12 protein-coding genes and 1 pseudogene are annotated in these 13596 nt (G+C 40.0%); 2 read left to right on the top strand and 11 right to left on the bottom strand.

Going from position 1 to position 13596, the window contains the following annotated elements; translation table 11 throughout:
* Positions 1 to 62: 62 nt before the first annotated feature.
* The 11 genes and pseudogenes from DK207_RS07005 to ppsA all read right to left on the bottom strand — a co-directional run bounded on the left by DK207_RS07005 (position 63) and on the right by ppsA (position 10167).
* Positions 63 to 363: pseudogene (locus DK207_RS07005) on the bottom strand (TM2 domain-containing protein).
* A gap of 114 nt (positions 364 to 477) precedes the next feature.
* Complete coding sequence (gene rplI / locus DK207_RS07000; RefSeq protein WP_109440557.1) at positions 478 to 924, bottom strand: 50S ribosomal protein L9; 447 nt, start codon at positions 922 to 924, stop codon at positions 478 to 480.
* A 9-nt stretch (positions 925 to 933) separates the two neighbouring features.
* Positions 934 to 1161 carry a 30S ribosomal protein S18 gene (rpsR, locus tag DK207_RS06995; protein WP_000090661.1) on the bottom strand — a complete coding sequence of 76 codons (228 nt, stop codon included), beginning with the start codon at positions 1159 to 1161 and terminating at the stop codon, positions 934 to 936.
* Between the two features lie 11 nt (positions 1162 to 1172).
* Entirely contained in the window at positions 1173 to 1556 is a 384-nt protein-coding gene (gene rpsF / locus DK207_RS06990; protein ID WP_004638540.1) for a 30S ribosomal protein S6, read from the bottom strand.
* Between the two features lie 189 nt (positions 1557 to 1745).
* Positions 1746 to 2624 carry a heme o synthase gene (gene cyoE, locus DK207_RS06985; RefSeq protein ID WP_109440556.1) on the bottom strand — a complete coding sequence of 293 codons (879 nt, stop codon included), beginning with the start codon at positions 2622 to 2624 and terminating at the stop codon, positions 1746 to 1748.
* 10 nt (positions 2625 to 2634) lie between these two features.
* On the bottom strand, positions 2635 to 2964 hold the full coding sequence (locus DK207_RS06980; RefSeq protein ID WP_004638542.1) for a cytochrome o ubiquinol oxidase subunit IV: 330 nt from the start codon (positions 2962 to 2964) through the stop codon (positions 2635 to 2637).
* Entirely contained in the window at positions 2964 to 3584 is a 621-nt protein-coding gene (gene cyoC / locus DK207_RS06975) for a cytochrome o ubiquinol oxidase subunit III (protein ID WP_004638543.1), read from the bottom strand. Before cyoC ends, DK207_RS06980 begins: the two co-directional genes overlap by 1 nt.
* 4 nt (positions 3585 to 3588) lie before the next feature.
* Positions 3589 to 5571: a cytochrome o ubiquinol oxidase subunit I gene (gene cyoB / locus DK207_RS06970; RefSeq protein ID WP_109440555.1), complete on the bottom strand. Its 1983-nt coding sequence runs from the start codon at positions 5569 to 5571 to the stop codon at positions 3589 to 3591.
* Positions 5572 to 5574: 3 nt separating this feature from the next.
* On the bottom strand, positions 5575 to 6645 hold the full coding sequence (gene cyoA, locus DK207_RS06965; protein ID WP_109440554.1) for a ubiquinol oxidase subunit II: 1071 nt from the start codon (positions 6643 to 6645) through the stop codon (positions 5575 to 5577).
* 297 nt (positions 6646 to 6942) lie between these two features.
* Positions 6943 to 7722, bottom strand: a complete 780-nt coding sequence (locus tag DK207_RS06960; RefSeq protein ID WP_109440553.1) for an RDD family protein — start codon at positions 7720 to 7722, stop codon at positions 6943 to 6945.
* A 66-nt stretch (positions 7723 to 7788) separates the two neighbouring features.
* A complete protein-coding gene (gene ppsA / locus DK207_RS06955; protein WP_109440552.1) occupies positions 7789 to 10167 on the bottom strand; it encodes a phosphoenolpyruvate synthase in 2379 nt (792 codons plus the stop codon).
* Between the two features lie 158 nt (positions 10168 to 10325).
* Between ppsA and DK207_RS06950 the strand changes: the two genes are divergently transcribed.
* Positions 10326 to 11162, top strand: coding sequence for a pyruvate, water dikinase regulatory protein (locus tag DK207_RS06950; protein WP_004638549.1), 837 nt, complete (start codon positions 10326 to 10328; stop codon positions 11160 to 11162).
* 336 nt (positions 11163 to 11498) lie between these two features.
* Positions 11499 to 13550 carry an EAL and GGDEF domain-containing protein gene (locus tag DK207_RS06945; RefSeq protein WP_109440649.1) on the top strand — a complete coding sequence of 684 codons (2052 nt, stop codon included), beginning with the start codon at positions 11499 to 11501 and terminating at the stop codon, positions 13548 to 13550.
* Positions 13551 to 13596: the final 46 nt, after the last annotated feature.

The following is a 13596-nucleotide window of genomic DNA, read 5'->3' as shown; positions in this document are numbered from 1 at the left end:
TCATTTCTGCTATTGCCTCCTGATTGGCCAGATCGATATAAGAAAAAAGGAATTGTTTTACTTTAAGGTTGTGCAAACCAGTCCTGTACGAACTTTCCATTTTTTTAAGCGGTAAGCAGAAAGGCCGTAGCGAAGATCATTTTTTTGAGCGTCTTTGACGAAACCCGTATCCTTGCCCAAGGAATAGAGGAAGGCATCAAGCAAGAGTAAGGTTGCATCAATAAACCACCAGAAACCTAAGCCACCAAAAGTGATTAATTTTAAAATACCAGAGGTCTTTTTACCGAGATAGAAACGATCTATTCCAAAAAAACCTAAAAACATGGCGAGTACCAAAGCGATGATACGATTCTTTTTTTGCATATGTGGCCCTATAGAGATAAGAGTTATAAAATTTAAAACTTAATTTGAAGTCTTTTTGTATTTTTTAGACATAAAAAAAGAGCATGTAAAACATGCTCTTTTTTTATGCAGAAATTACTCAGATACGATAGTAACGAGAACTTCAGCAACAACATCATGATGCAATTGGATTGCGATGTTGAATTCACCAGTGTGACGAAGCGCACCGTTTGGTAAACGAACTTCTGCACGGTCAACAACAAGACCAGCGTTCGTTAAAGCGTCAGCAATATCACGAGTACCGATAGAACCGAACAGTTTACCTTCATCACCAGCTTTAGCTGTGATTACGATATTTACTTCGTTCAATTGTTCAGCACGTGCATTTGCAGCAGCTAAAATATCAGCTTCTTGTTTTTCAAGTTCAGCACGACGAGCTTCAAAAGCAGCAGTGTTTGCTTCAGTTGCAGCTACAGCTTTACCTTGAGGGATCAAGAAGTTACGACCGTAACCAGCTTTAACTGATACTTTGTCGCCTAATTTACCAAGGTTCTTAATGCGTTGTAATAAGATAATATCCACGGCTCAACCTCACTTATGATTGTCAGTGTAAGGAATCAAAGACAAATAGCGAGCTTGTTTAATAGCTAATGCTAATTGACGTTGATAACGAGCTTTAGTACCAGTGATACGGCTAGGAACAATTTTGCCGTTTTCAGTGATGTACTGTTTTAAAGTGTCAATATCTTTGTAGTCGATGTACGCAACATTCTCAGCTGTAAAGCGGCAGAACTTGCGACGACGGTAAAAACGTGCCATTGATGTTCTCCTTATTCAGCTTCTTGTACTGCTTGTTGTGCTTCTTCACGTTGAGCTTTACGCGCACGTTTTTCTTCAGCACTCTTAGCAAGTAAAGATTCTTCAGTAATTGCGTGTTCACGACGGATAATGATGTTACGAATGATTGCGTCGTTATAACGGAATAATTCTTCTAATTCATCAAGAGTCGTTTGACCACATTCAACATTCATAAGAATGTAGTGTGCTTTGTGAATTTTGTTAATCGGGTAAGCCAATTGGCGGCGGCCCCAATCTTCTAAACGGTGAATTTGACCTTCAGCTTCTTTGATCTGAGAGATATAGCGTTCAACCATACCTACAACTTGATCGCTTTGGTCTGGATGTACCAAAAGTACGATTTCGTAGTGACGCATTGTCAGCTCCTTACGGTTTAAACAGCCCCTAATTTATAAATTAGAAGCAAGGAGTCATAACTTAAAAAGTTATGTCGCAAATTGCGAAGCGTGAATTTTAGGTGGTTTTCAAGCAAATAACAAGGAAAACTTCGAAGAAATGCAAATGTTTGCAATAGAGAAAAAAGATAGAGAGACTCTCTATCTTTTTTAAAAAATCGGAAAGAGTGGTGCAGGGGTTTTGAAGGTAAAGCTAAAACTTAAACTAATCACTGTAATTAAAATCACAGAGAATAAGAAAAAGCGTTTTGCCCAAAGCTGATCATTTTCCGCTTTGAACCCTAAAATACCAATATAAAGCCAGTAAACACAAAGCACATTACAGATCACCAAAAACAGAGTAGTGGTATATCCATAAATAAATAATGCGTTCATTGCCAGTGTAAATAAAATCACATAAATCAGCGATTCTATTTTAGTTCTGAAAATTGAACGAGCGACTGGTAAAATTGGAACTCCTGCATTTTTGTAATCATCAAAACGATAGATTGCAATCGCCCATGAATGCGGCATTTGCCATAAAGCATACGCAACAAAGAGCAATAAAGCCGCCATGTCAAATTGATGACTCACTGCCGTATAACCTATGACAGGTGGACTCGCTCCAGAAATACTACCAATAACGGTTTGATGGATTGTGGTGCGTTTAGTCCACAAACTATAAAAACCGACATAAACCACAAAACCAATCACAGCAAATAAAAAAGCATAAGCATTGATATAGAACCAAAGTATGCTGAAACCCATAACACCTAACACAAAGGCATAACACATTGCGACAGTAGGGGAAATGGTTTTCTTGACAAGCGCACGATTCATGGTGCGTTGCATTTTTTGATCGATGTCTTGGTCAATTACATTATTGATCACACATCCTGAGGCAACGACGAGCGTTGTTCCGATGAGAGTGAGTAATAATAAGAGGTAGTCTATGGAGCCTTGGGCGGCTAAAAAAAAGCCGCCCAAAGTGGTAATAAAATTACCGAAGAGAATTCCTGGCTTAGTCAGGAATAAATACTTTTTCCACATGACAATCAGTTTAGATCATCATGTTGTAGTGTAGGTAATTCATAATCCACACAGAGCCAACTAAAAGTACAGCAATACATAAAATCGTGTAGATAAATGCAATAAGATTCCAACGTTGATCAGATGATGTATTCATGTGTAAGAAATACACAAGTTGTACAAGAACCTGAGCAACCGCAGTAATTGCAATGACAGTAACTAAAATGCCACGGCTAAAACCACCTGCCATCACCATCCCAAAAGGGATGATGGTAAGAATGACAGAAAGAATAAAACCTACTGTATATTGTTTTACATTACCGTGCGATGCACCTGCAGCATTATGGTCATGACTACTCATTAGAGAACTCCCAGTAAGTAAACGACGCTGAATACACAGATCCAAACGATGTCAAGGAAGTGCCAGAACAAGCTTAAGCAAGCAAGACGACGTGTATTCGGTAGTGTCAAACCGTTCTGTTTGATTTGATACATCAAAACAGCCATCCACACTAAACCAGAAGTTACGTGGATACCATGCGTACCAACCAAAGTAAAGAACGCTGATAAGAATGCGCTCTTAGTTGGTCCATAACCTTCATGAACAAGGTGATGGAACTCATAGATTTCCATCCCAATGAACGTTGCACCAAAAATAAAGGTAACAATTAACCATAAAAGAACTTGGTTAACATTCTTTTTATATGATGCAAGTACTGCAAAACCAAATGTCACAGATGAAATAAGGAGTGCAAAGGTTTCAGCTAATACGAATCCCAAAGAATCATGGAATAAGTCGTATGCACTAGGTGTACCTGGTGGAATATGACTGCTTAATACAGCAAATGCGATGAAGAGTGATCCGAAAAGAATCAAGTCACTCATCAAATATGTCCAGAAACCAAAGACCGTTAAGTCTGTATCATCATGTTCGTGATGACCGTCATGTCCATGGTTATCGTGATGAAGTACTTCAGCCATATCCTTAGTCCTTCTTCAAGTGTTTTTCAAGTAACGCATAGCGTTCATTTTCGATACGTTCAACTTCAGCAGCTGGTACATAGTAATCAACATTCTTAGTGAATGAGCTTGCGATGAAGCTGATGATCGCCGCAACGAATGAAACTGCTACAAGCCACCAAATGTGCCAGATGAGCGCGAAACCAAGAATGGTAATGAACATCGCAATGACGAAACCAGCAGCACGATTTGTCGGCATGTGGATATCTTCATACTTTGTATTGCGAGCATAAGCCACACCATTTTCTTTGTCAGTCCAGAAACGATCGATACCATTAGCAACTGGAAGATGAGCAAAGTTATAAAATGGAGCAGGGGAAGAAGTTGCCCATTCAAATGTACGGCCATCCCATGGGTCGCCAGTGTAATCCATGTTGTCTTTACGTTGTAAGAAACCAACGATGATTTGCATTAAGAAACATGCAATACCGATTGCAACAAGAACAGCACCAAATAATGCGATTGCCAAGTACGGATCCCATTCAGGGTTATCATATGTATTCAAACGACGAGTCATACCCATGAAACCAAGGATATAAAGCGGCATGAATGCAAAATAGAAACCAAAGAACCAGAACCAGAACGCAGCTTTACCCCATGCTTCATTGAGCTTCCAACCAAACATTTTCGGCCAGTAGAAAATGATGCCGGCAAACATACCAAACACCACACCACCGATAATTACGTTATGGAAGTGAGCGATCAAGAAGAGTGAGTTATGTACAAGGAAGTCCGCAGGTGGAACAGCCATAAGTACACCAGTTAAACCACCGATACCGAATGTTACGAGGAAGCCAAGCGTCCATAACATTGGAGTCGTAAAGGTAATGCGACCTTTATACATGGTGAATAACCAAGAGAAGATTTTTACACCAGTCGGAATCGCAATAACCATGGTCATGATACCGAAGAACGCATTTACGTTCGCACCAGCACCCATGGTGAAGAAGTGGTGAAGCCATACAACGAATGCAAGTACAGTAATTGCAATTGTTGCGTACACCATTGACTTATAACCGAACAACGACTTACGAGAGAAAGTTGCAACGATTTCTGAGTACAAACCAAATGCTGGTAATACCAAGATATATACTTCAGGGTGACCCCAAGTCCAAATCAAGTTCACATAAAGCATTGGACTACCGCCAAGCTCATTGGTGAAGAAATGGAAACCGAAGTAACGGTCTAGCGTTAGCATTGCAAGTGTACCTGTTAAAACAGGGAAAGATGCAATAATCAAAACGGCCGTACAAAGTGAGGTCCACGTGAAGATCGGCATGTCCATAAGTTTCATGCCAGGTGCACGCATTTTGATGATGGTAACGAAGAAGTTAACACCAGTTAAAAGCGTACCTAGACCAGAAACCTGGAGTGCCCAAATATAGTAATCTACACCAACACCTGGAGAATATTCGATTCCAGACAAAGGAGGATATGCCATCCAACCAGTTGCAGCGAACTCACCTAGTGCGAGAGAAACCATCATGAGACCCGCAGCACCAGCAAATAACCAGAAGCTAAGAGAGTTCAATAATGGGAATGCAACGTCACGAGCACCAATTTGTAATGGTACCGAGATATTCATCATACCAACGACTAGACCCATTGCTACGAAGAAGATCATGATTACACCGTGTGCGGTGAAAATCTGGTCGTAGTGTTCTGGGTGTAAATAGCCTTCGCCACCACCTTTTGCAAGGAACTGTTGCAAACGCATCATGATCGCATCTGCGAAACCACGCAAAAGCATGACGACAGAAACGATGATATACATGATACCAATTTTTTTATGGTCTACTGATGTGAACCATTCGTTCCACAGGTAGCCCCATTTTTTGAAATAAGTAATACCACCAACAAGTGCGATACCACCTAGAATCATCATTGCAATAGTAACCAACACGATCGGATCGTGCGGAATTGCATCAAGTCCTAACTTTCCAAACATGTCTTATTCCTCTGCAGAAGCTGTGGCATGTTCATCATTAGTATGAGTTGCTTCAGTTGCATGCTCAGCAGAAGCTGAGTGGTCTGCACCGTGATAGTTACTCATGTAATGATTAATAACAGATTCGAACAATTTAGGCTCAACTGAAGAATAATAAGTTACAGCATGTGGCGAAGTTGGATAAGACTTCATTTCTTCAGCTGCTTTCTTTTCTTCTGGAGTCGTTGCTCTTGCTACAAGCGCGTCGATCTGATGTTTAGAACGATTGCCATCTTTAAGCGTTGCTAATTCAGCTTGATCAAGCGTACCTTTTTGAATAGCGGTAGTGCCATTTTCGTCTACTACAACAGTATTGCCTTGACCAGATTTAACAGCTTCTACCCATTGTGCAAATTCAGCATCAGTTACACTATGTGCTTTAAAGCGCATTTGAGAGAAACCGTAGCCTGAATAGTTTGCTGAGATACCACGGAATACACCAGGTTCATCTGCCAATAAATGGAGGTGAGTTTGCATACCTGCCATGGCATAGATTTGACCGCCTAACTGTGGAATGAAGAATGAATTCATTGTGAAGTTAGATGTAATCTTAAAGCTTACAGGCGTTTGTTCTGGGAAGCGTACTTCGTTTACCGTTGCAATGTTTTGCTCAGGATAGATAAAGATCCATTTAAACTGTTCAGCAATAACCTGAATTGTTAATGGAGCTTTATCAGACTCTAACGGACGGTAAGGGTCGTACTTGTGGGAACCCCACCAAGTTAACCAAGCTAAAATACCAATAATAATGACAGGAATACCCCAAACAACAATTTCAATTGCCGTAGAGTGTGCCCATGTAGGTTTATAGTCTGCATCTTTATTCGACGCGCGATATTTCCAACCAAACCACAATGCCATAACGATTGATGGAATTACCACCAATAGCATTAAATAGATCGCAGTCATCATGAGGTCACTTTGACCTTGACCAACCGGACCTTTATTGTTTAGAAGTACTATATCACCACCGCACCCAGTTAAGAGCACAGCAAGCGTTGATAAAGACAATACAGCTAAAATCGTTTGTCTCATTTTACAACCTCGGTGAAGAGTCCCATTCCCTAATTAAATTATGGGATAGCGATTAAAGTGTCGCATGAATGATAAGAATTTTTTGTGAAATGCTTAGCAATCATTCGACACCGCTACGTTGTTGGGCATTATGCCTCATATTGAAAAACTAAGCTACTGATAAAGTGGTCTGAAATGCTTGTTTTAAAACCCGATTTATTTTGTAAGGATTGTTATTTAGCTATAGGCTTTTTCTATAAATATCAGCTTAATATAAAGAAAAGAGGAATAAATCCTCTTTTCTTTATGGATTTGTAATTACTGCTTAATTACTTTGGTTTTCGCGAACTTATCGTGCAAAGTTTGACGGTTTGAACTGATTGCAAAAGCATAATCGATGATGGTAATAATCGGCACGAGTAACAAATTTAGGATAATGAATACAACGCTACGTAGCCAAAAAGCGCGAATAAGACTCACTTGATTGTTATTTTCTACATCCACAATTTTGATACGGGCTAGTTTTTTACCGATACTTTGTCCTGATTTAGCAATGAAATAAGCTTGAATCATGAGCATGACCACAATATAAATCATCATACTTTGCCATGCTTCAGGTGGTATAAGTTGAAACAATTGTTGTTGCAATTCAGCAGCTTTGGCAGAAGCAAATTCAGCAGCCTGCATTTGCTTTTGAATATCTGCAAGCTGTCCATGTTGGTCTTCAGTAAAATAAAACGATGGGATCATTGCAATCGGAAGCCACAACAAAAAATCGATTGCTTTGGCAAATGCACGAGAACCTATTGATGCAAGTTCGACTGTTTCGGTTTTTTGCGATGACGGTTTTGCTTGGTACTGTTGCGTGCTAGATACGGTTTCAGTAGGTTGTGGTGACGGAAAGGGGGTTGATGTATGACCGATTGGTTCATACACAAGTTTTCCTTGGGTTAACTCACCGAGCGTTTTCCATTCACTCAAACCTTCATGCCAAGCAAGATCAGTAAGTAGAACTTGTTGGCTTGCAAGCATTTGATTGACTTGATCTAGCGTGTATGGACCAGCTTGTTGATTATTACGTGCCAAGTAAATTTGCATATGTTCTAAATCTCTATCACAAATGATGAAAAAAGACCCCACCTAGGGGGTCTTTTAAAATAGTAGTTAAGCCTGCTTGATTTTTTCTTCAGCTAAGAAGAACCAAGTATCTAAAACTGAGTCAGGGTTAAGTGACACAGACTCGATACCTTGTTCCATCAGCCATTTTGCAAGATCTGGATGGTCAGAAGGACCTTGACCACAAATACCTACGTATTTTCCAGCTTTACGACAAGCATGGATTGCCATCGATAATAAAGCTTTAACCGCAGGATCACGTTCGTCAAATAAGTGAGAAACGATTCCTGAGTCACGATCTAGGCCAAGCGTGAGTTGTGTTAAATCATTTGAACCGATTGAGAAACCATCGAAATGCTCAAGGAATTGTTCTGCCAATAAAGCATTGGTCGGTAACTCACACATCATGATAACTTTTAGACCGTTCTCACCACGTTTGAGACCATTTTGAGCGAGCAATTCGATAACACGCTTAGCTTCAGAAACAGTACGAACGAAAGGAATCATGATTTGAACATTGGTTAAGCCCATTTCATCACGAACTTTTTTCAACGCACGGCATTCAAGTTCAAAACAATCGCGGAAGTTGTCAGAAACATAACGGCTAGCACCGCGGAAACCCAACATTGGGTTTTCTTCTTCTGGTTCGTATAATTTACCGCCGATCAGATTGGCATATTCATTCGATTTGAAGTCAGACATACGGACGATGACTGGTTTCTCAGCAAATGCTGCTGCAAGTGTTGAAATACCTTCTACCAATTTTTCTACATAGAACTCGATAGGAGATGAATAACCAGCAGTACGTGTCATCACAGCTGCGCGTGTTTCACGAGGAAGGCTTTCGATATTTAACAATGCTTTTGGATGGACGCCGATCATACGGTTAATAATGAATTCAAGACGTGCCAGTCCAATCCCTTCGTTTGGAATCTGAGCAAAGTCAAATGCGCGGTCAGGGTTACCTACGTTCATCATGATTTTGAACGGTAATTGTGGCATCGAATGAATTGAATTGCGTTGTACTTCAAAGTCTAACGCACCTTCATAAATGAAACCTGTATCACCTTCTGCACAAGATACAGTTACTTCCTGCCCATCAGTCAGCACTTCGGTTGCATTACCACAACCGACAATTGCAGGAACACCAAGTTCACGGGCAATAATTGCTGCGTGACAAGTACGACCACCACGGTTAGTAACAATGGCTGCTGCACGTTTCATCACAGGTTCCCAATCTGGGTCAGTCATGTCCGATACAAGTACATCACCGTCTTGAACCTTATCCATTTCTTTGATTGAGGTTACAACACGTACTTTACCCGAACCAATACGCTGTCCAATTGAACGACCTTCACAAACCACAGTACCACGTTGTTTTAATAGGTAGCGTTCCATTGTGCCGACATTTTGACGGCTTTTTACTGTTTCAGGACGCGCTTGAACGATATAGATTTGACCATCATCGCCATCTTTTGCCCATTCGATGTCCATTGGAGCACCGTAATGTTGTTCGATGATGAGGGCTTGTTTTGCAAGCTCATGTAACTCATGATCATTTAATGCAAATTGTTGGCGCTCAGGCTTTTCAACATCTACAACAACAACCGATTTACCCGCCGAACCTTCTTCACCGTAAATCATTTTTTGGTGTTTTGAACCAAGATTACGACGTAAAACAGAATGTTTTCCAGCATTTAAAAGTGGTTTTGATAAGTAGAATTCGTCAGGGTTTACTGCGCCTTGTACGACCATTTCACCCAAACCGTATGATGCTGTAATAAATACCACATCACGGAAGCCAGACTCTGTGTCGAGCGTAAACATGACACCAGCAGCACCCGTTTCAGAGCGAACCATACGTTGAACGCCAGCAGAAAGCGCAACGACACTGTGTTCAAAACCTTGGTGTACACGGTAAGCGATTGCACGGTCATTATATAAAGAAGCAAAAACTTCTTTAATTGCAATCAGGATATTATCGATACCGCGAATATTTAAGAAAGTTTCTTGTTGACCTGCGAAAGAGGCGTCTGGTAAATCTTCTGCAGTTGCAGAAGAGCGCACAGCAACAGCGATGTCTGGATTACCGTTTGAAAGTGCTGTAAATGCTTCACGAATTTCTTGTTCTAAAGTTTCTGTAAGTGGCGTATCAACAATCCATTTGCGGATTTTTGCACCTGTTTCAGCAAGCGCGATAACATCATCAACATTAAGTTGTGCAAGTTCAGCCTGAATTCGAGCATTTAAGCCGCTTTGATCCAAGAACTCACGATAGGCAGCTGCAGTTGTAGCAAAACCACCAGGTACCGATACACCAGCATTGGATAAATGGCTGATCATTTCACCCAAAGATGAGTTTTTCCCACCTACGAGTTCGACATCGTGTTTTCCTAATTTTTCCAGACCGATTACGCGCGCTTCCAAAGTATTTACTCCACTTTTTTTGCAGTATGAATGACTATCATTGGTATGAAATTATACGAATGTGCTTAGATTTAGCGTTTTACTAAGCGACAGTCATGTTAGATGAGTTTACTATAAAGATTATAGAGCACTAAGACAAATGTTTAAGGAGAATTTTGATGCCCGAAAGTAAACAAATTAAACGGAGCGTATTTTTTATTTCGGATGGTACAGCAATCACTGCAGAAACCCTTGGACATTCACTACTTGCACAATTTCCAAATGTCGATTTTGATATCCATATCATGCCGTATATTACGACTGAAGAGGCTGCAATGAATGTTGCTGTAGAGATCAATGCCTGTCAAAGTCGTGATGGTTCCTTACCCTTGGTTTTTGATACTTTGGTTGATCCCCATGTTCGTGAAATTATTAATACTGCCAAGGCCGTAAATTTGGATGTTTTTGAGGGGTTGATTAGTAAACTTGAACAGGAGTTAGGCACACCGCCAACAACATTGGTCGGACAAACGCATGCTGTAACGGATTCGGAGTATTATAAAGCACGTATCGATGCAGTACATTTTGCATTAGATAATGATGACGGGGCGCGTACACGTCATTATGACAAAGCTGATATTATCTTAATTGGTGTATCACGTTCAGGAAAAACCCCTACATCAATTTACTTGTCATTACAATTCGGGATTCGAGTGGCAAACTATCCTTTAACAGAGGAAGATTTGGATGACAACCGTTTGCCAAAAATTCTACGAGAACATAAGAATAAACTCTTTGGATTGATGATTGATGCTGAACGTCTCGTGGCTATTCGGAATGAGCGGAAAGCAAATAGTCGCTATGCAAGTTTTAGTCAGTGCCAAATGGAATTACGTGCGATCGAAGGAATTTATATTTCTGAGGGAATTAAATACTTAAACGTTACAGAGATGTCGATCGAAGAAATATCGACACGTGTTTTACAAATGACAGGTTTAAAACGTCGTATTGGTTAGTTGAGTATGGCTACTGACTAACTCGTGAAGGAAGTAGCCTTATTTATGAAATTTTGTTGTAATTTATAACTTTATGTTAGCAATAAACGCTTAATTAAAATTAAATATTTGATGTTAAATAACAAAATACACTTGTCCTAGAATAGGGGTGAGTGTGCAAAAATCTATGCATTTATGTTAAAATATTGTGACAAAAATCTCACTTTTGCTATTGGTGGTATATGGGTTTTATTGCAGCTGAACCTCTTGAAATAAAGAATTGTATTCAGAGCAAAACCAGTAAAGTTACTTAAGAAGCATGTGAATTCGGCTTTAACTTTTCAATTTAACCATCAAATGAACGAAGTCCAGCAGAACGTTTTTAATCATATACCGAGTCTAGTTTGGTTGCTTTCAGACCAGGGTAATGCTTATTTTTTTAATAAGGTCAGTCAAGAATATATCGGGACAAATGAATTTCAGAAATTCCAAAAAAACTGGATGGACTTGCTTCATTTTGAAGATATTGCACTCTTTCAACGTGAATGGCGACAAGCATTTTCCACGAAAATCCCTTTTCAGCTTGAGTGCCGCTTGAGACACCAATCAGGTGCATACCGATGGTTTTTATTATCAGCAAAATTTGTGGAGGCTGACCACGGTGAGCAAGGGCATTGGTTCATCAATAGTGTAGATATTCATGAGACCAAGCAACATCAACACAATCTCGTGCAGTGTATAAATGCCCAAACCAATATGCTCGATAATAGTGTGGATTGTATCAAGTTATTAGACCTTGACGGCTGTCTGTTACATGTCAATAGGACAGGATGTATTGCCCTTAATATCCCTGAAAATAACCATCGGTTTGGAATGAAATGGACTGAGTTATTGGCACCCGAAATACGCTCCAAAGCGAATTACGCTTTTAAAATGGCACTTAAAGGAAAGGCTGCGCGTTTTCGTGGTATGAGTGGTGAAGGGGATCGTAAACAATATTGGGATAACTTACTTACACCAGTCTTAAATGATAAAGGACAAGTTGTGCAGATTTTGTGCATGTCACGTGATGTGACAGCGCAAAGACAAACCGAGATTCAATTGCGGATTTCCAGTGAGTTGGATGAACTGACAGGATTGTATAACCGTCGCTTCTTTAAGTTACAACTTAAACGCGCATTACAAAGGCATAAAAAGAATAACAAATTTTTGGGCTTGATCTTATTAGACCTAGATTATTTTAAACATGTCAATGATACGCTTGGACATGCGGCAGGCGATCATTTACTCCGTATCTTATCAAAGCGAATAGAAAATACTTTACCAGAAAATACCTTTGTGGCGCGCTTAGGTGGTGATGAGTTTGCGATTCTAGTGAATGGAATAAAGCATGAGCAGGAACTTGAAAGAGTTGCCATTGATGTTAGTCGGCAGCTAGACGCACCAATCACTTATGCTGGAAACTTAATTAATGGCAGTATGAGTATGGGGTGTGCGATATACCCGCGAGATGCAAAAGATTCCTCAAACTTAATGAAATGTGCGGATACTGCTTTGAATGATTTAAAAGCGACAGGAAGGGGTGGTTTCCGTATGTTTAATCAACAGATGGAGATTGCGGCGCAAAACATTGCAGTACAACTTAATCAAGCACGTCATATCATTCGTGATGATTTGATGGTTCCATTTTATCAACCTAAAGTACGTTTATCAGATGGCAAAGTTGTCGGATTTGAGGCCCTATTGCGTTGGCAAACAGATGACAAGCACATTCATTCGCCTTGTCATATTGAACAGGCTTTTCAAGATTATGTATTAGCGACAAGAATTAGCGATGCAATACAGAATAAGGTTTTTAAAAATATTGCCATGTGGCTTGAGCAAGGACTGACGGTGGTTCCAATTTCGATTAATGCTGCACCAGTGGAATTTCTCAAGGATAATTACGCAGAGCGTCTGTTACAACGCTTGAATCTATACAAAATCCCGCATCATTTGGTTGAAATTGAAATTACTGAACATATTCTGGATGATCGTGGTTCTGATTACGTGATTAGGGCTTTGAACTTGCTTAAACAGCAAGGTGTTAAGATTGCACTTGATGATTTTGGAACAGGACACTCTTCATTGACACGATTAAGAGATTATCCGGTGGATTGTCTAAAAATTGATTGTGAATTTATTCGTCAAATGAATGGAGATGAAGCGATTTTAGCTATTGTTCAAGCCATTATTGCGTTGGGGCCAAAGTTAGCTTTGGATATCGTCGCTGAAGGCATTGAAAACTCAGATCAATTAGAGTTGCTGAAGCAATTTGGATGTTCAATTGGACAAGGCTATTTATTTAGTCGTGCTGTGAATGTACAACAGGCAACCCATATGATGAAACATGGAATACGTCTATATTAAAGACTGCGATTGTCTGTGTTTACTGCCTGGTCTGAGCGGTTTTAAT

The organism is Acinetobacter haemolyticus, assembly GCF_900406815.1.
GTDB classification, from domain to species: domain Bacteria; phylum Pseudomonadota; class Gammaproteobacteria; order Pseudomonadales; family Moraxellaceae; genus Acinetobacter; species Acinetobacter haemolyticus_A.
Note: the sequence above shows the minus strand (reverse complement) of the source record. Positions and strands in the feature narration are given on the sequence as shown.

What these genes read in the sequence shown, in the direction of transcription:
- DK207_RS06980 (WP_004638542.1), bottom strand. Translation starts at nt 2,964, where the DNA reads ATGAGTAGTCATGACCATAATGCTGCAGGTGCATCGCACGGTAATGTA.
- DK207_RS06945 (WP_109440649.1), top strand. Translation starts at nt 11,499, where the DNA reads ATGAACGAAGTCCAGCAGAACGTTTTTAATCATATACCGAGTCTAGTT.
- cyoE (WP_109440556.1), bottom strand. Translation starts at nt 2,624, where the DNA reads ATGTGGAAAAAGTATTTATTCCTGACTAAGCCAGGAATTCTCTTCGGT.
- rpsR (WP_000090661.1), bottom strand. Translation starts at nt 1,161, where the DNA reads ATGGCACGTTTTTACCGTCGTCGCAAGTTCTGCCGCTTTACAGCTGAG.
- DK207_RS06960 (WP_109440553.1), bottom strand. Translation starts at nt 7,722, where the DNA reads ATGCAAATTTACTTGGCACGTAATAATCAACAAGCTGGTCCATACACG.
- rpsF (WP_004638540.1), bottom strand. Translation starts at nt 1,556, where the DNA reads ATGCGTCACTACGAAATCGTACTTTTGGTACATCCAGACCAAAGCGAT.
- DK207_RS06950 (WP_004638549.1), top strand. Translation starts at nt 10,326, where the DNA reads ATGCCCGAAAGTAAACAAATTAAACGGAGCGTATTTTTTATTTCGGAT.
- cyoA (WP_109440554.1), bottom strand. Translation starts at nt 6,645, where the DNA reads ATGAGACAAACGATTTTAGCTGTATTGTCTTTATCAACGCTTGCTGTG.
- cyoC (WP_004638543.1), bottom strand. Translation starts at nt 3,584, where the DNA reads ATGGCTGAAGTACTTCATCACGATAACCATGGACATGACGGTCATCAC.
- cyoB (WP_109440555.1), bottom strand. Translation starts at nt 5,571, where the DNA reads ATGTTTGGAAAGTTAGGACTTGATGCAATTCCGCACGATCCGATCGTG.